The 23,288-nt window shown below is 41.5% G+C and carries 14 protein-coding genes and 16 tRNA genes; 18 read left to right on the top strand and 12 right to left on the bottom strand.

Going from position 1 to position 23,288, the window contains the following annotated elements:
* Positions 1–87: 87 nt before the first annotated feature.
* Complete coding sequence (locus BCU57_RS02685; protein WP_102439673.1) at positions 88–1,917, top strand: ABC transporter ATP-binding protein; 1,830 nt, start codon at positions 88–90, stop codon at positions 1,915–1,917.
* Positions 1,918–2,127: 210 nt separating this feature from the next.
* Here the strand turns inward: BCU57_RS02685 and BCU57_RS02680 are convergent.
* The 7 genes from BCU57_RS02680 to BCU57_RS02650 all read right to left on the bottom strand — a co-directional run bounded on the left by BCU57_RS02680 (position 2,128) and on the right by BCU57_RS02650 (position 2,883).
* A tRNA-Val gene (locus tag BCU57_RS02680) sits at positions 2,128–2,203 on the bottom strand.
* Positions 2,204–2,240: 37 nt separating this feature from the next.
* A tRNA-Val gene (locus BCU57_RS02675) sits at positions 2,241–2,316 on the bottom strand.
* Positions 2,317–2,353: 37 nt separating this feature from the next.
* Positions 2,354–2,429: transfer RNA gene (locus BCU57_RS02670), tRNA-Val, on the bottom strand.
* 37 nt (positions 2,430–2,466) lie between these two features.
* Positions 2,467–2,542 (bottom strand) — tRNA-Val (locus BCU57_RS02665).
* A 37-nt stretch (positions 2,543–2,579) separates the two neighbouring features.
* Positions 2,580–2,655 (bottom strand) — tRNA-Val (locus BCU57_RS02660).
* A gap of 37 nt (positions 2,656–2,692) precedes the next feature.
* Positions 2,693–2,768, bottom strand: a tRNA-Val gene (locus BCU57_RS02655).
* 39 nt (positions 2,769–2,807) lie between these two features.
* A tRNA-Val gene (locus tag BCU57_RS02650) sits at positions 2,808–2,883 on the bottom strand.
* A gap of 423 nt (positions 2,884–3,306) precedes the next feature.
* On the opposite strand from BCU57_RS02650, the gene gltX reads away from it, so the two are divergent.
* The 10 genes from gltX (at position 3,307) to BCU57_RS02600 (ending at position 6,643) form a co-directional block, all read left to right on the top strand.
* The gene (gltX, locus tag BCU57_RS02645; RefSeq protein ID WP_102436489.1) at positions 3,307–4,716 is read left to right on the top strand and encodes a glutamate--tRNA ligase; all 1,410 of its coding nucleotides are present in this window, start codon (positions 3,307–3,309) and stop codon (positions 4,714–4,716) included.
* A gap of 105 nt (positions 4,717–4,821) precedes the next feature.
* A tRNA-Ala gene (locus BCU57_RS02640) sits at positions 4,822–4,897 on the top strand.
* A gap of 217 nt (positions 4,898–5,114) precedes the next feature.
* Positions 5,115–5,190, top strand: a tRNA-Glu gene (locus tag BCU57_RS02635).
* 109 nt (positions 5,191–5,299) lie between these two features.
* Positions 5,300–5,375: transfer RNA gene (locus BCU57_RS02630), tRNA-Glu, on the top strand.
* 109 nt (positions 5,376–5,484) lie between these two features.
* Positions 5,485–5,560, top strand: a tRNA-Glu gene (locus BCU57_RS02625).
* Positions 5,561–5,817: 257 nt separating this feature from the next.
* Positions 5,818–5,893 (top strand) — tRNA-Glu (locus BCU57_RS02620).
* A 108-nt stretch (positions 5,894–6,001) separates the two neighbouring features.
* Positions 6,002–6,077: transfer RNA gene (locus tag BCU57_RS02615), tRNA-Glu, on the top strand.
* Between the two features lie 107 nt (positions 6,078–6,184).
* A tRNA-Glu gene (locus tag BCU57_RS02610) sits at positions 6,185–6,260 on the top strand.
* A gap of 122 nt (positions 6,261–6,382) precedes the next feature.
* Positions 6,383–6,458: transfer RNA gene (locus BCU57_RS02605), tRNA-Glu, on the top strand.
* A 109-nt stretch (positions 6,459–6,567) separates the two neighbouring features.
* Positions 6,568–6,643 (top strand) — tRNA-Glu (locus BCU57_RS02600).
* Positions 6,644–7,142: 499 nt separating this feature from the next.
* On the opposite strand, the gene BCU57_RS02595 is transcribed toward BCU57_RS02600, so the two are convergent.
* The 3 genes from BCU57_RS02595 to tesB all read right to left on the bottom strand — a co-directional run bounded on the left by BCU57_RS02595 (position 7,143) and on the right by tesB (position 9,799).
* Positions 7,143–8,375 (bottom strand): MFS transporter, encoded by a 1,233-nt coding sequence (locus BCU57_RS02595; protein ID WP_241901100.1) that lies wholly within the window; start codon positions 8,373–8,375, stop codon positions 7,143–7,145.
* 161 nt (positions 8,376–8,536) lie between these two features.
* A complete protein-coding gene (locus tag BCU57_RS02590) occupies positions 8,537–8,932 on the bottom strand; it encodes a YbaY family lipoprotein (RefSeq protein ID WP_076540422.1) in 396 nt (131 codons plus the stop codon).
* Between the two features lie 3 nt (positions 8,933–8,935).
* Complete coding sequence (gene tesB, locus BCU57_RS02585; RefSeq protein WP_102439477.1) at positions 8,936–9,799, bottom strand: acyl-CoA thioesterase II; 864 nt, start codon at positions 9,797–9,799, stop codon at positions 8,936–8,938.
* 234 nt (positions 9,800–10,033) lie between these two features.
* On the opposite strand from tesB, the gene BCU57_RS02580 reads away from it, so the two are divergent.
* Positions 10,034–10,915: a 1,4-dihydroxy-2-naphthoate polyprenyltransferase gene (locus BCU57_RS02580; RefSeq protein ID WP_102439476.1), complete on the top strand. Its 882-nt coding sequence runs from the start codon at positions 10,034–10,036 to the stop codon at positions 10,913–10,915.
* Between the two features lie 93 nt (positions 10,916–11,008).
* Here BCU57_RS02580 and gndA read toward each other — a convergent pair whose 3' ends face one another.
* The gene (gene gndA / locus BCU57_RS02575) at positions 11,009–12,538 is read right to left on the bottom strand and encodes an NADP-dependent phosphogluconate dehydrogenase (RefSeq protein ID WP_102439475.1); all 1,530 of its coding nucleotides are present in this window, start codon (positions 12,536–12,538) and stop codon (positions 11,009–11,011) included.
* A 475-nt stretch (positions 12,539–13,013) separates the two neighbouring features.
* Complete coding sequence (locus BCU57_RS02570; RefSeq protein WP_102439474.1) at positions 13,014–15,413, bottom strand: OmcA/MtrC family decaheme c-type cytochrome; 2,400 nt, start codon at positions 15,411–15,413, stop codon at positions 13,014–13,016.
* Positions 15,414–15,801: 388 nt separating this feature from the next.
* Between BCU57_RS02570 and BCU57_RS02565 the strand changes: the two genes are divergently transcribed.
* The 6 genes from BCU57_RS02565 to BCU57_RS02540 all read left to right on the top strand — a co-directional run bounded on the left by BCU57_RS02565 (position 15,802) and on the right by BCU57_RS02540 (position 23,208).
* A complete protein-coding gene (locus tag BCU57_RS02565) occupies positions 15,802–16,449 on the top strand; it encodes a 4Fe-4S dicluster domain-containing protein (protein WP_413211392.1) in 648 nt (215 codons plus the stop codon).
* A gap of 22 nt (positions 16,450–16,471) precedes the next feature.
* Positions 16,472–18,697 carry an aldehyde ferredoxin oxidoreductase gene (locus BCU57_RS02560; protein ID WP_413211391.1) on the top strand — a complete coding sequence of 742 codons (2,226 nt, stop codon included), beginning with the start codon at positions 16,472–16,474 and terminating at the stop codon, positions 18,695–18,697.
* A 38-nt stretch (positions 18,698–18,735) separates the two neighbouring features.
* A complete protein-coding gene (locus BCU57_RS02555; RefSeq protein ID WP_102435853.1) occupies positions 18,736–19,269 on the top strand; it encodes a hypothetical protein in 534 nt (177 codons plus the stop codon).
* A 475-nt stretch (positions 19,270–19,744) separates the two neighbouring features.
* Positions 19,745–20,389 (top strand): 4Fe-4S dicluster domain-containing protein, encoded by a 645-nt coding sequence (locus tag BCU57_RS02550; RefSeq protein WP_102435851.1) that lies wholly within the window; start codon positions 19,745–19,747, stop codon positions 20,387–20,389.
* Between the two features lie 21 nt (positions 20,390–20,410).
* Positions 20,411–22,636 carry an aldehyde ferredoxin oxidoreductase gene (locus BCU57_RS02545; RefSeq protein ID WP_413211390.1) on the top strand — a complete coding sequence of 742 codons (2,226 nt, stop codon included), beginning with the start codon at positions 20,411–20,413 and terminating at the stop codon, positions 22,634–22,636.
* A 38-nt stretch (positions 22,637–22,674) separates the two neighbouring features.
* Complete coding sequence (locus BCU57_RS02540; protein WP_102436314.1) at positions 22,675–23,208, top strand: hypothetical protein; 534 nt, start codon at positions 22,675–22,677, stop codon at positions 23,206–23,208.
* Positions 23,209–23,288: the final 80 nt, after the last annotated feature.

The following is a 23,288-nucleotide window of genomic DNA, read 5'->3' as shown; positions in this document are numbered from 1 at the left end:
CTAACTAACACTTAGCTAACAAGTCAGCACCAAGTTAAGGTATCCTCTGTATATATTGCTGTTCCCGTTTCAAATATTGAGAAATAGATGTTTAAATTCTTTGAATCCCTTACCAACCCATTACCTTCAGAAGAACCCAGCCAAGCCCCAAAAGGCGTTTATGCCTTTTGCCGTCATTACACCCGCGGTTTTGAAAAACACTTAATCATCATGTCAATTTTGACAGCGACTTTGGCGATTTTAGAAGTGTCATTATTTGGCTTTATGGGCAAATTAGTTGACTGGTTAGTCACTAAAAACCCACAGACCTTAATGCAAGATGAAGGTAGCACCTTAATATTGATGTCTGTGGTAGTACTGGTGATTATTCCGTTATTAGTGGCTTTGCATGCGGCTATCGTGCATCAAACCTTGCTGGGTAATTACCCTATGGCCATCAGGTGGCAAGCACATCGATACTTACTAAAACAAAGCGTTTCATTTTATCAGGATGACTTTGCCGGCCGCATTGCCACTAAAGTAATGCAAACCTCATTAGCAGTGCGTGAAACCGTCATGAAACTGTTAGATGTATTGATGTATATCATCATCTATTTCACTTCAATGCTGGTGATGATCGCCAGTGCTGACGTGCGCTTAATGCTGCCAATGCTGGTGTGGCTATTTGCGTATATTGCTATTCAGTGGAAGTTAGTGCCAAAGCTAAAAGCCATTTCAGCCAAGCAAGCAGATGCCCGCTCGACCATGACTGGCAGGATCGTTGATAGTTATACCAATATTTCCACCGTGAAGCTGTTTTCTCATACCAAGCAAGAGGCTGAATACGCCCAAGACAGCATGATGGGCTTTCTTAAAACCGTCTACGGCCAAATGCGCCTTGTGACCATCATTAACGTTTTAGTGCAGATCATAAATTACCTTTTAGCATTTACCATTGCGGCGGTTTCAATTTGGCTTTGGGCAGATAATGCGATTACTGTGGGTGCGATTGCTATTGCTGTTAGCTTAGCACTGCGTTTAAACGGCATGTCTCAATGGATCATGTGGGAAATAAGCTCACTGTTTGAAAATATCGGTACTGTCACTGATGGGATGAATACCTTATCAAAACCCATTGAAATTGAAGATAAACCTGGCGCTAAAGATATTGTTGTTAGCAAAGGTAAAATTGACTTTAACGATGTTAGTTTTCATTACGGCGAAAAATCAGGGGTGATTAGCAATCTGAATTTAAACATTAAAGCCGGTGAAAAGGTCGGTTTAGTAGGTCGCTCTGGCGCTGGTAAATCAACGCTCGTTAACTTGCTAATGCGCTTTCACGATGTTGAAAAAGGTCAAGTGAGTATTGACGATCAACCGATTACCGATGTTACCCAAGATTCGCTGCGGGCTAAAATCGGCATGGTAACTCAAGATACCTCACTACTGCATCGCTCAATTCGAGAAAACATCCTCTATGGCGATCCTAATGCTTCGGAGCAACAGCTTCAAGCAGCCATTGCGCAGGCTCAAGCAGCCGAGTTTATTGATGATTTATCAGATCCCTTTGGTAATACAGGCTTAGATGCACAAGTGGGTGAACGTGGGGTAAAACTCTCTGGCGGTCAACGCCAACGTATTGCAATTGCCCGAGTATTATTGAAAAATGCCCCGATTTTACTACTAGATGAAGCCACTTCAGCATTAGATTCCGAAGTTGAGGCGGCAATTCAGGAAAGTTTATATGAATTAATGGAAGGTAAAACCGTGATTGCCATTGCTCACCGACTATCAACCATCGCGGCTATGGACAGACTAATTGTCATTGATAAAGGCCAGATCGTTGAGCAAGGAACTCACCAAGAGTTGATCAAGTCTGAGGGTATTTATGCCCAACTTTGGTCCCATCAAACTGGCGGCTTTTTAGGCGTTGATTAACATTCCACAATAAATAACACACTTTTATGACGCTCACTTTTGACTTCTATCGAAACTGGGCGTTTTTTATGTCATTAAGCGGCAAGAGTTACTTTATCTGCAGCGGTTAAGCTAAGAAAACACAAGAAATATTAAATAAATTTATAACTGATGAATGGGTGTTCATTGAAAGTAAAATATTATGACTTGAAGAGGATAAATCGAAGAAAATGGTGGTCGATACTGGGCTCGAACCAGTGACCCCCTCCTTGTAAGGGAGGTGCTCTCCCAGCTGAGCTAATCGACCTGGGAATTTATAATGTTTTAATTCTTTATAAAAAGAATGGTGGTCGATACTGGGCTCGAACCAGTGACCCCCTCCTTGTAAGGGAGGTGCTCTCCCAGCTGAGCTAATCGACCTGGGATTTTATAATGTTTTAATTCTTTATAAAAAGAATGGTGGTCGATACTGGGCTCGAACCAGTGACCCCCTCCTTGTAAGGGAGGTGCTCTCCCAGCTGAGCTAATCGACCTGGGGATTTATAATGTTTTAATTCTTTATAAAAAGAATGGTGGTCGATACTGGGCTCGAACCAGTGACCCCCTCCTTGTAAGGGAGGTGCTCTCCCAGCTGAGCTAATCGACCTGGGAATTTATAATGTTTTAATTCTTTATAAAAAGAATGGTGGTCGATACTGGGCTCGAACCAGTGACCCCCTCCTTGTAAGGGAGGTGCTCTCCCAGCTGAGCTAATCGACCTGGGATTTTATAATGTTTTAATTCTTTATAAAAAGAATGGTGGTCGATACTGGGCTCGAACCAGTGACCCCCTCCTTGTAAGGGAGGTGCTCTCCCAGCTGAGCTAATCGACCTGGGATTTACACAATGATTTAATTCTTTATAAAAAAGAATGGTGGTCGATACTGGGCTCGAACCAGTGACCCCCTCCTTGTAAGGGAGGTGCTCTCCCAGCTGAGCTAATCGACCTCGCTGTGTGGGGCCGTATTATAGGGAGCAACGAAATACTGTCAACGACTTTTTGATTAAAAAAGTTCAGGCGCGCTAAAAACAGCCGTCTTGGTTGATTGTTAGACGCATTAGACCGCCTTTTGCTGACTTCAACCAGATTTTGGCGAATAAATAACATCTCACTATTGATAAGCCCCCTATTATATTCTTTCTGCCTCCACTAATACCTGTTAGTTAGTAGACTACTACTAACCTTTATATTCAAACTTAAATTGATTGCGCAATATTAGATGACGTTGACTATAGTGAATGCCTGCTCCACAAGAATGAAAATAACAAGAGTGGAACTCGCATAATGTGGTGGTTTGGGTATAGAATATCTGCCACTTTATTATATCTGTCTTTATATAGACGTTTTCAGAAATAGGTCAGTGTCCCATTATGACAACTAAGACGCGTTTTGCTCCAAGCCCAACAGGCTTTTTACATGTAGGTGGTGCTCGTACAGCACTTTATTCTTGGCTATATGCTCGTGCGAACCAAGGTGAGTTTGTTTTACGTGTGGAAGATACAGATATTGAACGTTCAACACCTGAAGCTTGCGCTGCGATCTTAGAAGGTATGGAGTGGTTAGGCTTAACTTGGGATGAAGGCCCGTATTACCAAACCAAGCGCTTTGATCGTTACAATGAAATCATTGCTCAAATGCTAGAACAAGGCAGTGCATATAAGTGTTACTGCTCACGTGAGCGTATTGAAGCAATGCGTGAAGAACAAGCTGCTAATGGTGAGTCTCAAAAATATGATGGCCATTGTCGTAACTTAGCGCCACGTGAAACTGACGAGCCGTTTGTTATTCGTTTCAAAAACCCTACAGAAGGTAGTGTGGTATTTGATGATCATGTTCGTGGTCGCATCGAATTTGCTAACGATACTTTAGATGATTTGATCATTGCCCGAACTGAAGGCACGCCAACTTATAACTTCTGTGTAGTTGTTGATGACTGGGACATGGGGATCACTTGTGTTGTACGCGGTGAAGATCACATCAATAACACCCCTCGCCAAATTAATATTTTAAAAGCATTAGGTGCACCTGTTCCTGAATATGCGCACGTATCAATGATTTTAGGCGACGATGGCGCTAAATTATCAAAACGTCATGGCGCAGTTGGCGTAATGCAATACCGTGATGATGGCTATTTACCTGAAGCCCTATTGAACTACTTAGTTCGTTTAGGTTGGTCACATGGCGATCAAGAAGTATTCTCAATTGATGAAATGATTTCATTATTTAAATTAGATGACATCAACAAAGCAGCTTCTGCATTCAATACTGACAAATTAAATTGGCTAAACCAGCATTACATTAAAGAGTCGGCACCAGAATATGTTGCAGGCCACCTTCAATGGCATATGGATGACCAAAAAATTGATACCACAAACGGCCCTGCTTTAGCTGAAGTTGTCACAGCACTTGCAGAAAGAGCGAAAACCTTAAAAGAGTTAGCCGCATCTAGTCGCTACTTCTATGAAGATTTCGACGCTTTTGATGAAAATGCAGCGAAAAAGCACTTGCGTGGTGTTGCAATGGAACCACTTAAGTTAATCCAACAAAAAATTTCTGCTCTATCTGATTGGTCTGTTGAAGCAATTCATCAAGCAATTGAAGACACCGCAGCAGAACTTGAAGTAGGAATGGGTAAAGTTGGAATGCCTTTACGTGTCGCTGTTACAGGCGCCGGAATGTCACCTGCTGTAGATTTAACCTTATTTCTCATTGGAAAGGCTCGTTGCGAACAAAGAATATCCAAAGCGATTGATTTTGTAGCAGCTAGAATAAATTCTTAAAAAACGAGTTGACACTTTTGGGCAGGCTGCATAGAATGCGCCCCGTACTTGAGACACGATGTGATTATTTATCGCAGCATGTCCAAATGCAATTTGTAAAGTTGAGGGGCTATAGCTCAGCTGGGAGAGCGCTTCGCTGGCAGCGAAGAGGTCCACGGTTCGATCCCGTGTAGCTCCACCAATTTTACAACAATTCAAGCGTTAAGTTTTAGCCTACAGAACTTAATGAGTTATTCACTCTTTGCAGAGTTAATGCAGTCCGGGTCCCCTTCGATTAAAGAAGAGATGCCTAGGACACCGCGTTATTTTTATTAAGAGCACGGCGGTTTCACTTTAATAGCCTTCTAAAGTGTTACTTATAGGTCTTCGTTATATTAGAAGTAAAACAATATGTCCGGGTCCCCTTCGTCTAGAGGCCTAGGACACCGCCCTTTCACGGCGGTAACAGGGGTTCGAATCCCCTAGGGGATACCACAATTTTAAAATTATTGATTTGTTTCGATAGTTTAAAACAAGCGTTAAGTTTTAGCCTACAGAACTTAATGAGTTATTCACTCTTTGGTAGAGTATAACGCCAGTCCGGGTCCCCTTCGTCTAGAGGCCTAGGACACCGCCCTTTCACGGCGGTAACAGGGGTTCGAATCCCCTAGGGGATACCACAATTTTAAAATTATTGATTTATTTCGATAGTTTAAAACAAGCGTTAAGTTTTAGCCTACAGAACTTAATGAGTTATTCACTCTTTGGTAGAGTATAACGCCAGTCCGGGTCCCCTTCGTCTAGAGGCCTAGGACACCGCCCTTTCACGGCGGTAACAGGGGTTCGAATCCCCTAGGGGATACCACCTTCTTTTTTCGAAAAGAAGAAAAATCACTGAGTAATTGGTAGTTTGAATTTTAGCGTTAAATCTTAGCCTACAGGATTTAATGAGTATTCACTCTTTGGTAGAGTATAACGCCAGTCCGGGTCTCCTTCGATTAAAGAAGAGATGCCTAGGACACCGCGCTATTTTTATTAAGAGCACGGCGGTTTCACTTTAATAGCCTTCTAAAGTGTTACTTATAGGTCTTCGTTATATTAGAAGTGAAACAATATGTCCGGGTCCCCTTCGTCTAGAGGCCTAGGACACCGCCCTTTCACGGCGGTAACAGGGGTTCGAATCCCCTAGGGGATACCACAATTTTAAAATTATTGGTTTATTTCGATAGTTTAAAACAAGCGTTAAATCTTAGCCTACAGGATTTAATGAGTATTCACTCTTTGGTAGAGTATAACGCCAGTCCGGGTCCCCTTCGTCTAGAGGCCTAGGACACCGCCCTTTCACGGCGGTAACAGGGGTTCGAATCCCCTAGGGGATACCACAATTTTAAAATTATTGATTTATTTCGATAGTTTGAACAAGCGTTAAGTTTTAGCCTACAGAACTTAATGAGTATTCACTCTTTGGTAGAGTATAACGCCAGTCCGGGTCCCCTTCGTCTAGAGGCCTAGGACACCGCCCTTTCACGGCGGTAACAGGGGTTCGAATCCCCTAGGGGATACCACCTTCTTTTTTCGAAAAGAAGAAAAATTACTGAGTAATTGGTAGTTTGAATTTTAGCGTTAAATCTTAGCCTACAGGATTTAATGAGTATTCACTCTTTGGTAGAGTATAACGCCAGTCCGGGTCCCCTTCGTCTAGAGGCCTAGGACACCGCCCTTTCACGGCGGTAACAGGGGTTCGAATCCCCTAGGGGATACCACAATTTTAAAATTATTGGTTTATTTCGATAGTTTAAAACAAGCGTTAAGTTTTAGCCTACAGAACTTAATGAGTTATTCACTCTTTGGTAGAGTATAACGCCAGTCCGGGTCCCCTTCGTCTAGAGGCCTAGGACACCGCCCTTTCACGGCGGTAACAGGGGTTCGAATCCCCTAGGGGATACCACCTTCTTTTTTCTAAAAGAACATAAACCACTTAAATGTGGTTTTTTTGTGCCTAAAATTAGGCGAGTTGGTAGCGTGTTAAAAAAGCTCCAATGACGAATATGAGTAAATTTCCCAAAAGAACTCATCGCTAATATCTCATCGATATCTGTAACCTAATTCAAACAGCTCTTATCCATCATAGATCCTATTACGGATATACTCGATCACACCAATTACAGCAACCAAGCGAAAACACTATAAAATCCTCCAATTGATAACTTCAAATCCGCCTTAGAGAGCTTTCTAACTAGAACGATTCAAACCAATACTAAGCACTGCCTACTCACAACCTGCTATTCAATTCATCAATTAGTGACTTTATTAAATTCATTAACTAAATCGCTATTCAACTCTGTGCTTATAAAGTCTTATTTAACTGTAAATTTGAGACAAAAAAAGAAGCCATTAAGGCTTCTTCTATAAACAATGACGAAATTATTTTCCCAAGAGGACTGACATTATACAGCAGCTTTACTTAGGCTTTGATAATGCGACAACCTGAATATAGCCAGCGACAGTAATACCAATAAGCCAACTGAACCCACAACAACACCTTGCCATTCAGCTTGAACCCAAAACATCATCAAGTAAGGCCCTCCAAGAGCTGCGCCGAGATAATAACTACAAAGGTATAGTGATGTTGCTTTAGCCCTGTGAGAGGACGCCCTGATGGCCACAAATGAGTTACAACAGCTATGGGTTAAAAAGAATCCACTTGCTGTTAATAAAAAGCCTATAACGATAGCAAATAAATTATCAACTAAGGTCAGTAAAGTACCCAAGAACATCACAACTAATGCGCCGCGATATAAAAATTCCACCCCAAATTTAACCACCCACTTTGCAGATAAGTACGAAGTAAAAGTGCCACTGAGATAGCATAAGAAAATTAATGTCGCACCGAAACGACTAAACCCATACGGCTCAGCCATGAGGTGTAATTGAATAAAACTAAACTGGTTTACCATCATCATAAACGCTATGCCACCAATGACATACACTAAGCGCATTTGATGATCCGTTAAGTGATAAACAAAGCCGCCAATATCTTGTTTTATCTTCAAAAAGGTACTTTGCTTATCTAATTGTGGGGCATTTTTTTGCTCACATCGAGGTAATAGATAAGTCACCAAGGCGATACCCGTTAAGGTCACCAAAAAATTCACCATCATTGCTGACTGCCAATCAAAGTATTGTGACAATAACCCACCCATCAGGCGTCCGCCAATACCACCAAGACTATTGGACATAATGTAAATACCTGCAGCTTTTAGCATAAAGCTCGCTGGCAGTTGCTCTTTAAAATAAGCCATCGCAATGGCTGGTACGGCAGCTAACAAAACCCCTTGCAGTAACCTCACCATCAACAAAGAGTCAAAGTCTTGTACAAAAATCAGTAAGATATTAGAGGCTGCGAGTAACCACATACTCACCATGATCGGCATTAACCGCCCGACCCTATCGGAAATAACCGCATACAACAGTAATGAAAATGCCAGTGAAAAACTGGTAAAAGATAGAATCAATGTAGCTCTAGCACCTGAAACCTCAAAGTGTTCAGCAATGGATGGCAACATCCCCTGCATGGCATATAGGTTTATATAAACCACGACAGATGCTAAGCACAAAGCCCAAATTAAGCGTATTTCAGATTTTGGCCGACAGGTTTTAGTCCTTGTAGATGCAGACAATTCAGGCACAACTTAAGCCTTAAATAAAAATTGATGAAGAATTTGATTATTACCCGAAAACCAACATAAGCAATGGCGGAAATATTAAGATGTGACTTATGCCCTAAAATGATTCTTAGGGCATTATATTTATAGGTTGAGTGAGTTAAACCTAACGAAAACTAATGAGGGACTTTTTTCATCACAACTTCAGTGGTGAACTTGTCGTTGTGGATGACTTGAAACTTTTCATAGGTTTGAAAAATTACCTGCTCATTGTAGGTAATCATTGCCACCACCCCATAATCCACCGCATCATCAATACCTTCAGCAGGTAAAGTAAACTTAAACGGCACTGGAGCTCTGGCAATATCGAAGGTCTTTTGTGAAATGATTGAACCTGGGGTATTAAAGTCAATAATGGCAATATTGATTTTACAGCCTTGAGGCAAGGCTATTTTTTCTAAGTAGCCCGCATAGCCATTAATAACCACTGGCGGCTCAGGTTGAACGGTGACACAAGCACTTAGCATTAATGTTAATAACGAAAATATCGCCATTTTAAATGAAAATTTCATAAATTATCCTTTTGTCATTCTAAGTAGGCCTTCTTGGGTTGCTGATGCAACTAAACGGCCTTGTTGATCAAAAAACTGCCCCTTTACAAAACCGCGACCACCGCTAGCATTGCTGCTTTCAACACTGTAAAGCAACCAATCAGAAAAGTTAAACGGTCTATGGAACCACATCGCATGATCAATAGTCGCCATCCTAACGCCAGGCGTTAAAAATGAAACCCCATGAGGCTGAGCTGCGGTGACTAAAAAATTAAAATCAGAGGCATAAGCCAATAAATATTCTTGTACATTATGATCCGTTGGGATTTTACCATTGGCACGCATCCAGATATATCGTTTGGGCTCAGTGGAATCAGGCGCGATGGGGTGCGAAGGGTTAACTAAACGCATCTCAATCGGTGAGTCAGTCATAAACTTTTCAAGTATTCTTGCTGGGATCTTATCTCGCATACTCACAGCAAGTTCTTGCTGATTAAGTATGCCTTCAGGCCCGGGGACATTAGGCATTTCAGCTTGATGTTCAAAGCCTTCCTCTGGAGCTTGAAAAGAACAGGTCATATAAAAAATTGGCCTACCCTTCTGAATCGCTTTTACGCGTCTTGCACTGAAGCTGCCGCCATCACGCATATTTTCAACATCATAGACAATCGGTAACTTTTCATCACCGGCTCGTAAAAAGTAAGAATGTAAAGAGTGCACATGGCGATCTTCACTGACGGTTTGCTTAGCAGCGCTCAGCGCTTGCCCCATCACCTGGCCACCAAAAACATGACCAAAACCCAAGTCTTGGCTTTGACCGCGAAACAGCCCTAATTCAATTCGCTCTAGAGACAACAAAGACAAAAGGTCATTTAATACTTGGCTCATAATATTCCTAGCAGTTTATTTACTTATCACTAATATCATAGGTTAACTTAATAACCTTGGTTACTGGAAAATTTAATCGTAAATTGAGTCGCATATAAAATTAAATCTACCTAGAAGAAAAAATAGCATAACTTTTTCATCATTTGCGAGATCATAACCCCGTACAAAATCTCAAAAAATTGCTATGCTATTAGTCCATTCTAATTTAAATCAACACCCTGAAGCCTTAATTATATGCAATCTTGGATTTTAGCTATTAGACCACGTACTTTACCGGCTGCGATTGGTCCATTATTAATTGGTAATATTTTAGCACTACATTTAGAACTTTTTAGTTTTACAATTGCTTGTATCTCGATGCTGTGTGCTATTTTATTGCAAATAGCCGTAAACCTAGCCAACGATTATTTTGACTACAAAAACGGTATTGATACCGATGAGCGTGTTGGTCCAGTTCGAGTTACCCAAAGTGGCATGATATCTCCCAACAGTGTTCGAAATGCGATGATTTTGTGTCTTATTCTCGCACTTATCGTCGGCTCAGCACTGATTTTACACGGTGGTTGGCCTATCGCTATTTTAGCTGTAGCCTCATTATTAGGTGCCGTCTGTTACAGTGGCGGCCCGTATCCATTAGCTTCTCACGGTTTAGGTGAAATCGCCGCATTTGTTTTTTTTGGACTAGTGGCCGTAGTAGGTAGTTATTACTTACAGGCTGGGGAAACCAGTATCAGCGCTTGGTTACTTGGCAGCGCCATTGGTATGTTCAATGCCGCGATTATGCTCGTCAATAATACCCGTGATATCCAAACTGATACCAAAGCTGGCAAAAACACCTTAGCGGTTCGTATCGGCCAAGCTCAGGCAAGAGTGCTTTATCAAGCCTTAGTGTATTTACCCTTTGGGCTCATCATTGGCGGTTTTCTGATGGGCTACCTTGCTGGTTTACCGGTTTTACTCGCCGGGCTTTCCATCGTTTATGCCCGTCAGTTAAGTGGCGAGTTCAGTAACACCAGTGGTGAAGCACTCAATCCAATTCTAGGCAGAACCGCAAAACTCACAATGATTTTTAGCTTGTTATTTAGCATAGGTTTAGTGTTTAGTTTGCCGCAATAATAAAATATCACCAATAAAAAGGGCTTCTACTATTTAGTAGAAGCCCTTTTTTAATCTATTGATTTACAATAAGTCTTAAACTGCTTTTGCAATTTAAACTTTAGATAAGGTGCGCGCTTTAGCACTCCAATCTAAATGATACTTTTCACCCGCTGGCTTGTCAGTGCGTTCAAACGTATGAGCACCAAAGAAATCGCGCTGACCTTGAAGTAAGTTAGCAGGCAAAGTTTCACATCGGTAACTATCATAATAAGCAATTGCCGAGCTAATACATGGCGCTGGCGTGCCTTGCATCACTGATGCGGCAACCGTTTTACGCCAATTCATATGTTTAGCCGATAAGCTAGCACTGAAGGTATCAGCCATTAATAAGTTCGGCAGCTCAGCATTATCTTGGTAAGCCTTGGTAATTTCTTGCAAGAAAGTGGCACGAATAATACAGCCTGCACGCCAAATTTTGGCTATTTCAGCAAAATCTAAAGTCCAGTTTTGCTCTTTCGCGGCCATTGCCATTAGCTGGAACCCTTGTGCATAGCAGCACACTTTGGCGCAATATAATGCATCCTCAAGGTTAGCAATAAACTCGGCTTTCTCTGCATCAGTTAACGTAACCTTAGCTGGGCCTGCAAGCTTAGTGCTTAAGTCAACTCGCAAGACTTTTTGAGTACTGACAGCTCGCGCATACACGGCTTCAGCAATCGTAGGCGCAGGGCAACCAATTTGTAAACTGCTTACCGCAGTCCAAAGGCCTGTGCCTTTTTGACCCGCTTTATCAAGGATCATCTCAACTAATGGCTTGCCTGTTAGTGGATCGTCTTGCTGCAATACTTCTGCACTTATCCCCATCAGATAGCTATTCAAACTGCCATTATTCCAGCCATTGAAAATATCACCAATTTCATGAGCCGATAACCCTAAGCCATCATGAAGTAATTGGTAAGCTTCGCAGATTAATTGCATATCGGCGTATTCAATACCGTTATGTACCATTTTCACATAATGACCAGAACCCGCAGGGCCAATGTAAGTGGTACATGGCTCGCCTTCAATAACTGGGTTTCCTGGCTCAAAGCGCTCTATTGGTAACCCTGTTTCTGGATCGACTTTCGCTGCCATCGCTTTCCAGACAGGTGCAACGTATTGCCATGCATCTTTATTACCACTTGGCATCAATGACGGGCCAAAGCGCGCCCCAACTTCACCACCTGAAACCGCTGAACTAAAGAACACAAATTTGCCTTTAAAACGTGCTTCACGTTCTACAGTATCAGTCCATAAACTGTTACCTGTATCGACAATGATGTCGTCAGTTTCAATACCAGCATCAATCAGTGCATTACACACACCATCAACTGGGCCACCAGCAGGAACAGATAACACGATGACACGAGGTTTTACTAATGATGCGAGCATTTCAGTAAGATTATTACAAGCCAGCATTCGGGGGGCTGAATTGGCTTTTCTTTCTGCTGTTTCTTGATTAATAGCAGCATTAACTTTTTCACTGTCAAGATCGAAAGCGGCTACCTGGTAGCCATTATCAGCTATGTTTAACGCGAGATTCTTGCCCATCACACCGAGGCCGATAACGCCGATGTCTGAACGGAATGGTTGGGTATTCATTATTATTTTCCAAAGGTCACAGAGATTAATCGCGCGTAGCGAATCCATTTGAAGGGGGATTATACGGATTTATGTAACAAAATTACAGTCGCAAAATGTGCACACTCTATTGCATAAATTGGAAGGCAGAGAAATAAACAAGTTTTAACTAATAAACACAATCAGTTATGACATACCCTTCTTAATGTAAATTATGACTAAGCCGTTTAAATACAAGATTTTGGATATTCATATGTGTTGAATACAAATTGATGTTAGATAAAAATAGATTTTGAATACAAACAGATTTTGAATACAAACAGATATTGAATACAAATAGATGTTAGATACAAACAGAAGTGCGGATAAATCAGACGAGCATTAACAATGCTCAATAAGGGCACTGATAAAATGTCTTAATAAAAAAGGTTGTTCAAGTAAATCAGACTGACTTTACTCAAACAACCTTCTATCAATATAACGCTAGGGCTTTAGGTTAATTAAAGCCGTGCATCACATCAATGCCAAAGCCTTTACCTTCGCCATGACAAGTATGACAAGATTCATCTCCAGGTTGATATATCGCACCTGAACTCGCATCTTGTTGGAACACCCCACCATAACTTTGAGCATGGGCAGCCCAACTAGCTTCATTGTTATGACATGCAGCACAAACTGCGACAGTTGGAGAATACTCAGCCACTTCACCCGTCATTGTCGCATTCGGTGTCGCGACAATAACTGAACTTTGCGCAGACAGAGTATCCATAGTCAGCTGGCCTTCATCATGACAAGCCTGACAGTCATTCGCTGCAGCAGGATAAGTCATATCCTCTCGCTCGCTACCACTGTAACCTACGGTTGTACGAGTATTAGCATGTAAAGAATGCACTAATTCACGATAACCTAAGCTGTTACTGATGGTTCTGAACGCCTTCACACTGGCATCACCCGGTGTATGCTTGCGCGTTGCATTCATATACTTGACCATGTCATTGGTGTGACAGCTTTGACAACTACCATCAGCAAGTGTGGTTGCCACTTGTGGTGAGTGACATGCGCCGCAGGTAGCACCATTACCAGGAGTCGAAATTTTACTGTGGGCATCGTTCACACGTTGCTGGAACTGGTCATCATGACAAGCGGCACATTTTTGGTTGTTCACCAACTCTGCATAAGCCGACACATTCGCCGTTAATGCAACAGCACTATCAGCTGGAACTTCTGCAACCACAATATTTGAATCAGTACCTTGCGCGTCACAAGAAGCCACAAGGCCAGTAGACTTATCGCCACACGCCATCACTTTAGCGTACAGAGTGCCTACTGAATCTAAATCAAAGTCAGCAACACCAGCATTTTTAACAATAATAGTGACCACTGAGCCATCTCTAGTCATCGTAATATCATCAGCGCCAGATACAATATCCCACACTTTTCGCTGGCCGTTATTCTCAGGCATCACTGTTTGCTGCGCATTACCTGAAGCCACAATCCATAAGTTATCAATTGCAGGATCGACATCTGGATTAGCACTTAATTGATTAAAGGTTAAGGTCGCCGTTAAGGTATCTTGCAATTCATCAATCACACTATCAGTAATAGCAAATTGATATTGCTCAGCTAACGCATCCGTCACACTGACCGCGGCATTATGAAATATTGCTGAACCTAATGGGTTATTGCTATCAGGATGACAACCACTACAACTCATTGCCCACGCATCAGGAAATGCATCACGATCATGGAATAAACCAACAGCGGTGCCATTCCAGCCTTCTGGCGCATATTTCTCATGACAACTTAAACAGGTTTCTTGACCTGGGTATTGATAAAAATCCGCTTGAGGCGCAGCATCTTCAATATGACATTGCTGACACTGATGCATATCACCTGGGTAAGATAAATCACTGTAGTCATGAACTGAGCCCTTATAGCCAATCACTAAGTAATCACTCTTATGGATTTTATGCACTACGCTCGCCATACCAATGCTTACACCTGTTTCAGGGTCACCTGAATAACTGGTATGACACATTACACAGCCTTCATAATCGAAGCGCTTGCTACCATGCATAAGTAAGCTATTCTCTGCAGACAAATCGGCTGTGTGACAGCGATAACAGCTTTGCTCAGAAGCCAATAACACTCGGCTATCTGCTTCTGCAGCGGCTGTGCCCGTTTGTGGATCAAAATCAAATGTCGTATTAACCAACATCGTATCAATTGTAGCCCCAGAATAAGGCAACAACTCTAAATAAACACGGTGAATGTTTTCAGCAACGTACTCAGTATTGATGCCATCAATATTCGAATAGCTGTCTAAAGATTGCGAGAATGTGTAACGATATAAACCATTACCTATGACTTCAATACAGGCTTCTTTACAAGTAGACTCTATGCTTGCTTGCCACTGCGTGCCTTTATTTTTATCCCAGCCCGGTTCTAAATCATTATCAGCAACCTCTCCAGGCTCAACCACGTTATTAATATAACTGGTCCATTGTGGAGATAAATCCGTTTCAGCCGTACTTTGCACGCTGGCACTGTCAGCTTCATTTAACGGTCTAATACGTCTTTGTTGATCGCCAAGTTTGGCAATACCCGCACCTAATGTTTGAATCGAATCTAAGTCAGCTAGACCACTTACAGCAACGCCATTGACATTACTTAAGTAAAACTCAAAAGAAACTTGTAATGCATCATCAATAGTCACTTTTTCGATTTCAGCTTTTAAAGACTGAGCTGAAGATATTGAAATATTGATGTCACCCGGCTCACCATCTTCGCCATCATGTCCGTCATCACCGGAACATGCTGTAAGTGCTACCAATGGAACTAAAACAAGCGGGGTTATCCACTTCTTATATTTCCTAGTTAACAATTTGCTCATCATTGTTATTCCTTTTATTAATCCATGGGATTTTATTTTTATTAATCATTATTTATTTATAAAAATCTTATTGTGATAAAAATCATAAAACCATTTAAAACATAAAAATATTAATTAAAATACTTCAAGTTTCAATTAATAGAATACATATTTTAAAAATCAAAATTCCAACCAATGATATTAACAACCAATATAAACCAGCAAATGAAATAGTTATTTTCAAACAATGAAATACAGCCCCAAAAAGTGTGACACAAGTTAATATTAATGATTTAAAAAACATCAGAAAAACAAATGTGATCATTATCAAAATCTTTCCACATTAATTAAACAATACTCAAATTATAAATATAAACATAAAAGCAATATTTATAATTAAGAGGAAACAAATATGATCACAAGGAGAGCACTACTTGCTAATGGCGCTAAAGTTGCTGTTGGTACAGTATACGGCGGTACATTAGTTGGTTTTCTAACAGGGTGTGGTAGCAGTGATGACGCTGACACCCCTATTGTAGAAGTTCTTCCCGGCGGCCTTATGGTGGTTAATCCAATGCTATGTGTCGGTTGTCGTCGCTGCGAAATTGCTTGCAGTTGGAGCCACGGGAAATCAGCTGTCAGCCCAAGCACCTCAAGAATTAAAGTCGCTAAAAACTTAAACTTTGGCCCTCATGGCGTACAAGCCAATTATGAAGACCAGCGTGGCGAACAAGGTGATAGCACCATTGTTCCATCTACCTGTCGTCAGTGTGATGTCTGCATGACAGTCTGCCCACAAGAAGCCATTTCGATAAACGAAACCACAGGCGCAAGAGTGGTCAATGATTCACTTTGTGTTGGCTGTGGTTATTGCGCCGACAAGTGTCCCCAACAAGTCATTACCATTGATAAAACAACCAGAAAATCTCTTAAATGCGATCTTTGCGAAGGTAATCCTAATTGCGCTCAAGTTTGTCCTACAGGTGCCATTAAGTTTTACACCTGGGAAGAAGCAGTTGCTGAAGTTGAGCTTCATGAAAAATATTTAGAATTAGTTTAAATAAAAACTAAAAGGAATAATTATGACTACTACATATGGCGGCTGGGCCGGTTATATTTTAAGAGTTAATTTAACAACAAAAATAATAACTAAAGAAACCACCGAAACTTACCACGATTATATTGGCGGCATGGGGATTGGTTATAAAGTATTATGGGATAATCATGTTGATGGTATTAAAGCAACAGATGAAGAAAATAGACTAGTTATTTCAGCAGGACCATTAAGTAGCTCTGGTGCTATTTGTTCAGCAAGAACAACTATTACTTCACGCAACCCTGTTATTCGTAACCACTTAATTACTGACGGCCATTTTGGCGGGCACTTCTCACCCGAACTTAAATTTGCAGGCTACGATGCAATTATCGTTGAAGGCAAATCAGACACGCCTGTTTGGTTAAAGATTGTCGATGACACGGTAACATTAGAACCCGCAGAATCTTTATGGGGAGTGGGAATTTTCGATACTTTTGCTGCTGTTAGCAAAATGATGGGACAACAAGCCCAAGTGGCTGCAATTGGTCCAGCCGGTGAAAACCTCGTTGCCCAATCAACAATCCAAACCCAAGGTGGTCACTCTGCTGGTGGACATGGTTCAGTTCTAGGTTCTAAGAGATTAAAAGCAATTGGTATTATTGGTACCGGCACAGTTGATATCGCTGAATCCACAACCAATGAGCAACTGCGAGCATTAGATGATCATATTCTTGGTATCATTGGCGCGAATAATAACGGCGTTGTGCCTAACCAACCGCAATCTTGGGCAGAATATAGCTCTTCTGGCAGCCGCTGGCGCGGTGGGCCAGGCGTAAAATGGGGCGCAGCTGACACCCCTGTTGATTTAGAAGAAACCCCATGGGACGATCGCCAAAAAGTGGGCATGCGCAGCTCAATGGCGGAAATGTATTTTGGCCGCGACGAAGCCAATAAAATCTTCAAGCGTCCTGGTGGTTGTCATTCTTGTCCTATTCGCTGTTTCTGCGAAATCAAGAACCCAAAAATGAAAACCGAATACAAACTACCAACTGAAAACATCACTAATGTATGTTTAGGATTCCTTGATCCATGGTATTCAATGGGTAAACCAAGCAGTGGTGAAAAACGCACCGATATTCAAACCGTTGGTGCTTATTATATGGATTATAATGGCATTTGGAGCGCCTATGGCCAGCTTTCTCATGTCATGCGTGAATTTACCGCACGCGACTTTTGGAAAATCATTCTACCTGCAGAAGAATATGCAGCGATTAATTGGACCCAGTACGCTGACCAAGATGCTCACTTCATGCAAGATTACTATACTCGAATTGCTCATGGTGCATCTTATAATGGCTCAAACATTTTTGGCCGTATGCTTGGTCAAGGTTTACATAATTTTATCAACGATGATGGTGAACTTTATAACATTGAAGATATTCTAAACGAAGTCGAATCACCAAGAATGGCAGGACTGACATTTGCACTTGAAAGTGATGAAGGTTATGAATTCTACGGTGAGACCTATAGCGTATTCTTAGATTCCCATGTAAAAGTATTCAATCGCTCAATGGTTGGTGGTGTACATCATGCCAGTGAGTCTGCAGGTCAAGTTGGCGCACTGTTAAATACGGTATTTAACCGCGATCCACAATGTCATTCACACATTAATTTAATCAATTGTGGCCTTCCTTGGGCGAAAATTGCAGAAGTCGCAGAATCAATGTGGGGCCCCGGTGCATTTGACCCAGTCAAACATTACACTGAAATGAACACGTCTAAAGCTAAGTTTGCTAAATGGTGTTTAGTGAAAAACGTACTGCATGATTCACTGACTTTATGTAACTGGATGTTCCCGTTATTGGTTTCACCTGACGTAAATCGTGATTACATTGGTGATAGCTCAATTGAATCGCAAATGTTCAGTCTCGTCACAGGGATTGAGACCTCTGAAGCAGAGCTTGATGCAAAAGCTGAAACGGTACTGCAACTGCACCGAGCATTAACAGTGCTGCAAATGAATGAGCCAAATCAACGCGAAAAACATGATGTGTTATCTGAATGGGTTTACGATTTAGATCATGACATGAACTTCGGCGATGAAGGCACGATTAAAATGGATCGCGACGATATCCAAATAGGTTTAGACATGTTCTATGCCGAAATGGGTTGGGATAAAGACACAGGCGTGCCTACACGTGCCACCTTAGAGAAGTTCAAACTGGGCTATGTCGCAGATAAACTAGAAAGTTTAGCCTTGCTACCAGCTTAAGCATTGATTAGTTCGTAATAAAGAAAGGTGATTATTTCATGATTGAACTAGTCGATTATATTCGTTTACTCAGTAAGGACGGCCGTCTCGTGACGGCCGAGCAGGTCATTGCAGTTGCAGGGCTTGATCTTGAAATTGAAGATGTAAAAGTCGCACATCAAGCCCTGATTGAAGATAGTCAATATCAAGATATCGCCATCATTGCTGCAGAAACTGAACATTACTTTTATTCTAAAAGGTACATAGTCAGCAGTTTTGCCGCGCAGTGGATTGGTGTTAAGAATGGAAAGCTCATTGAGACTATGGCTGATTATATACGCCGTTATTCTGCAATGGGTGAGCTCGTGGCAGCAACAAACTTTACCCATCCGCCTTATAAACTTGAACGGTCTGAATTAGCTGAATTGATGAAAAGATTTAATAGTACGGATGGGTGCGAAGATATTCATTTCCAACTCGATGCTAATACGAATGAAACTGACAGTGAAGGGTACTATTTCTCTATCAAAACGATGACCAATACATACGCAAAAGTATTAGCTGAGCATGATCCATTTGAGTGGTCTGCTTAATAATATTGCAACAGATACTTGTAAACTGTAAAACACTTCAACCTAGTGCTCGAATGCCAGTCATTGATTGGCATTTTTCACACCTAATCCACGATACTAGTTTTCAGTAAACTCTCCAGTGGTAACATGCGACTCCCTCCTTTAAATGGCTAGTTGATATCAATTTATAAAATTACAAATATCGATAAAAGCACCCTAAAAATAAATTAAAACCAACCTCAATCATTATTTATTTTTGTATGTTTCAAAAAATGAAATTTCAACAATAAGAAACCCAAAGAAATAAATAGCATTTACCTATAAACAACCATTAATGAAATTATAAACTGTGACAAAGGAAGAATAATAACAATGAAAAACAAAATGAATTAATAAACGTGATCGGAATCAATTTATTTTAATTCCCCCTCCACAATACTCAAACAATAAATATAAATAAACAAAGTAATATTTATTAATTAAGAGGAAAACAAATATGATTACAAGGAGAGCACTTCTTGCTAATGGCGCTAAAGTTGCTGTCGGTACTATATACGGTGGAACATTAGTCGGTTTTCTGACTGGCTGTAGTAGTGATGACAAAGATGGCCCTATCGTCGAGGTTCTTCCTGGCGGACTGATGGTCGTCGACCCTGTACTTTGTGTCGGATGTAGACGATGCGAAATAGCCTGCAGTTGGAGCCATGGCAAATCAGCAGTTAGTCCAAGTACTTCAAGAATTAAAGTCGCTAAAAATCTTAACTTTGGCCCCCATGGCGTTCAAGCAAATTACCAAGAACAACGTGGCGAAGAAGGTGACAGCACTATTGTCCCCTCAACTTGTCGTCAATGTGATGTTTGCATGACAGTTTGCCCTCAAAATGCAATCTTTGTTCATGAAAAAACCGGAGCAAGAATCGTTAACGACGAACTCTGTGTTGGTTGTGGTTATTGCGCAGATAAATGTCCTCAGCAAGTGATTACCATAGATAAATCCACTCGAAAATCTCTCAAATGTGACCTATGTGAAGGTAACCCTAATTGCGCCCAAGTTTGCCCAACAGCAGCAATTAAATTTTATACATGGGAAGAAGCTGTTGCCGAAGTAGAGCATCACGAAAAATATTTAAAATTAGTTTAATTAAAAGCTAAAGGAACAATTATGACGAATCAATATGGCGGCTGGGCCGGAAATGTTTTACGAGTTAATTTAACCACTAAAATAATAACCAAAGAAACCACCGAAACTTATCACGATTATATTGGTGGCATGGGTATTGGTTATAAAGTTTTATGGGATGACCATGTTGATAATATTAAAGCAACGGATGAAGAAAACCGTTTAGTTATTTCTGCAGGGCCATTGAGTGGTTCTGGCGCAATTTGTTCAGCAAGAACAACAATTACTTCTCGCAACCCTGTCATCCGCAATCATTTAATTACAGATGGTCACTTTGGTGGTCACTTTTCTCCTGAATTAAAGTTTGCAGGCTACGATGCGATTATTGTCGAAGGTATGTCAGATACGCCAGTTTGGCTTAAAATTGTCGATGATAAAGTGACCTTAGAGTCTGCAAGTTCGATTTGGGGTTTAGGTATGTTCGACACCTTCGCCGCGGTCAGTAAAATGATGGGGCAAGAAGCACAAGTTGCCGCTATTGGCCCAGGTGGTGAGCACCTCATCGCCCAATCAACCATTCAAACCCAAGGTGGTCATTCAGCTGGCGGGCATGGCGCTGTTCTAGGTTCCAAAAAACTGAAAGCGATTGGCATTATCGGTACTGGCACCGTTGAGATTGCCGCGACGACATCTAATGAGCAACTGCGAGCATTAGATGATCATATCCTTGGCATCATTGGCGCAAACAACCAAGGTGTGGTTCCTAATCAGCCACAATCTTGGGCAGAATACAGCAGCACCACAAGTCGCTGGCGTGGTGGCCCGGGGGTAACATGGGGCGCAGCAGATAATCCCGTAGATGTAGGCGAAACACCATGGGACGATCATCAAAAAGTCGGCATGCGTACCTCGATGGCTGAAATGTATTTTGGCCGTGAAGAAGCGAATAAAATATTTAAACGCCCTGGTGGTTGTCACTCATGCCCTATTCGCTGTTTTTGTGAAATCAAAAACCCTAAAATGAAAACTGAGTACAAGCTACCAACCGAAAACATCACCAACGTCTGTTTAGGTTTTCTTGATCCTTGGTTTGTAATGGGGCTACCAGCAAATGGTGAAAAGCGCACCGATATTCAAACCGTTGGCGCATATTATATGGATAACTTGGGTATTTGGAGCGCATATGGACAACTGTCCCATATGATGCGCGAATTCAATAAACGTGGGTTTTGGGAGATACTGCTACCTCCTGAGGAATTTGCGACAATTAATTGGACGCAATACAACTCCCAAGATGCACACTTTATGCAAGACTTTTACACACGTATTGCTTACGGTGAAACTTACCAAGGTTCAAATATCTTAGGCCGTTGTCTAGGTCGAGGCTTACATGAATTTATCAATGACGATGGTGAATTGTATAACATCGAAGATATTCTCAATGACGTTGAAACACCGCGGATGGCAGAGTTGACGTTTGAGCTTGATGGAGACGCTGGTTACGGCCTGATAGGAAAAACCTACAGTGTTTATCTCGATAAAAGCATGAAAGTGTTTAATCGCTCGATGGTCGGTGGCGTCCACCATGCCAGTGAATCAGCAGGTCAAGTTGGCGCGCTACTGAATACCGTATTTAACCGTGACCCTCAATGTCACTCGCACATTAACCTAATCGATTGTGGCTTGCCTTACGCCAAAGTTGCCGAAGTGGCGGCATCAATGTGGGGGGAAGGAGCATTTGACCCTGTAAAACATTACAAGCCAATGAACACCTCTAAAGCCAAGTTTGCTAAATGGTGTTTAGTGAAAAATGTACTTCATGATTCACTGACTTTATGTAACTGGATGTTCCCGTTATTGGTTTCACCTGACGTAAATCGTGATTACATTGGTGATAGCTCAATTGAATCGCAAATGTTCAGTCTCGTCACAGGGATTGAGACCTCTGAAGCAGAGCTTGATGCAAAAGCTGAAACGGTACTGCAACTGCACCGAGCATTAACAGTGCTGCAAATGAATGAGCCAAATCAACGCGAAAAACATGATGTGTTATCTGAATGGGTTTACGATTTAGATCATGACATGAACTTCGGCGATGAAGGCACGATTAAAATGGATCGCGACGATATCCAAATAGGTTTAGACATGTTCTATGCCGAAATGGGTTGGGATAAAGACACAGGCGTGCCTACACGTGCCACCTTAGAGAAGTTCAAACTGGGCTATGTCGCAGATAAACTAGAAAGTTTAGCCTTGCTACCAGCTTAAGCATTGATTAGTTAGTAATAAAGAAAGGTGGTTATTTCATGATTGAACTAGTCGATTATATTCGTTTACTCAGTAAGGACGGTCGTCTTGTGACGGCCGAACAGGTCATTGCCGTTGCTGGACTTGATCTTGAAATTGAAGATGTAGAAGTCGCACATCAAGCCCTGATTGAAGATAGTCAATATCAAGATATCGCCATCATTGCTGCAGAAACTGAACATTACTTTTATTCTAAAAAGTTCATTGTCCGCAGCTATGCTACTCAGTGGGTGGGTGTTAAAGACGGTAAGTTAATTGAAACTATGGCTGATTATATACGCCGTTACTCTTCAATGGGTGAATTAGTCGCGGCATCAAATTTCACCCATCCACCCTATAACCTTGAGCATTCAGCGTTAGTAGGCTTGATTGAGAGGTTTGATCAAACAGCAGGATGTGAAGATATTCATTTTCAGCTGGATGCTCAATCCTATGAAACTAAAAGTGAGGGTTACTTTTTTTCTATCAAAACCATGACAACAACCTATGCCAAAGTGCTAGCGGATCATGATCCTTTTGAATGGTCAGCGTAAACTCATTATTCATTAATGAGTTGAAGGATAAAAATTAACAATGCCAATCGAAAGATTGGCATTTTCTTTTACCTGCAACG

Source organism: Shewanella sp. 10N.286.48.B5, from assembly GCF_002874355.2.
Classification (GTDB): domain Bacteria; phylum Pseudomonadota; class Gammaproteobacteria; order Enterobacterales; family Shewanellaceae; genus Shewanella.
This window is presented reverse-complemented; position numbering and strand designations above follow the sequence as displayed.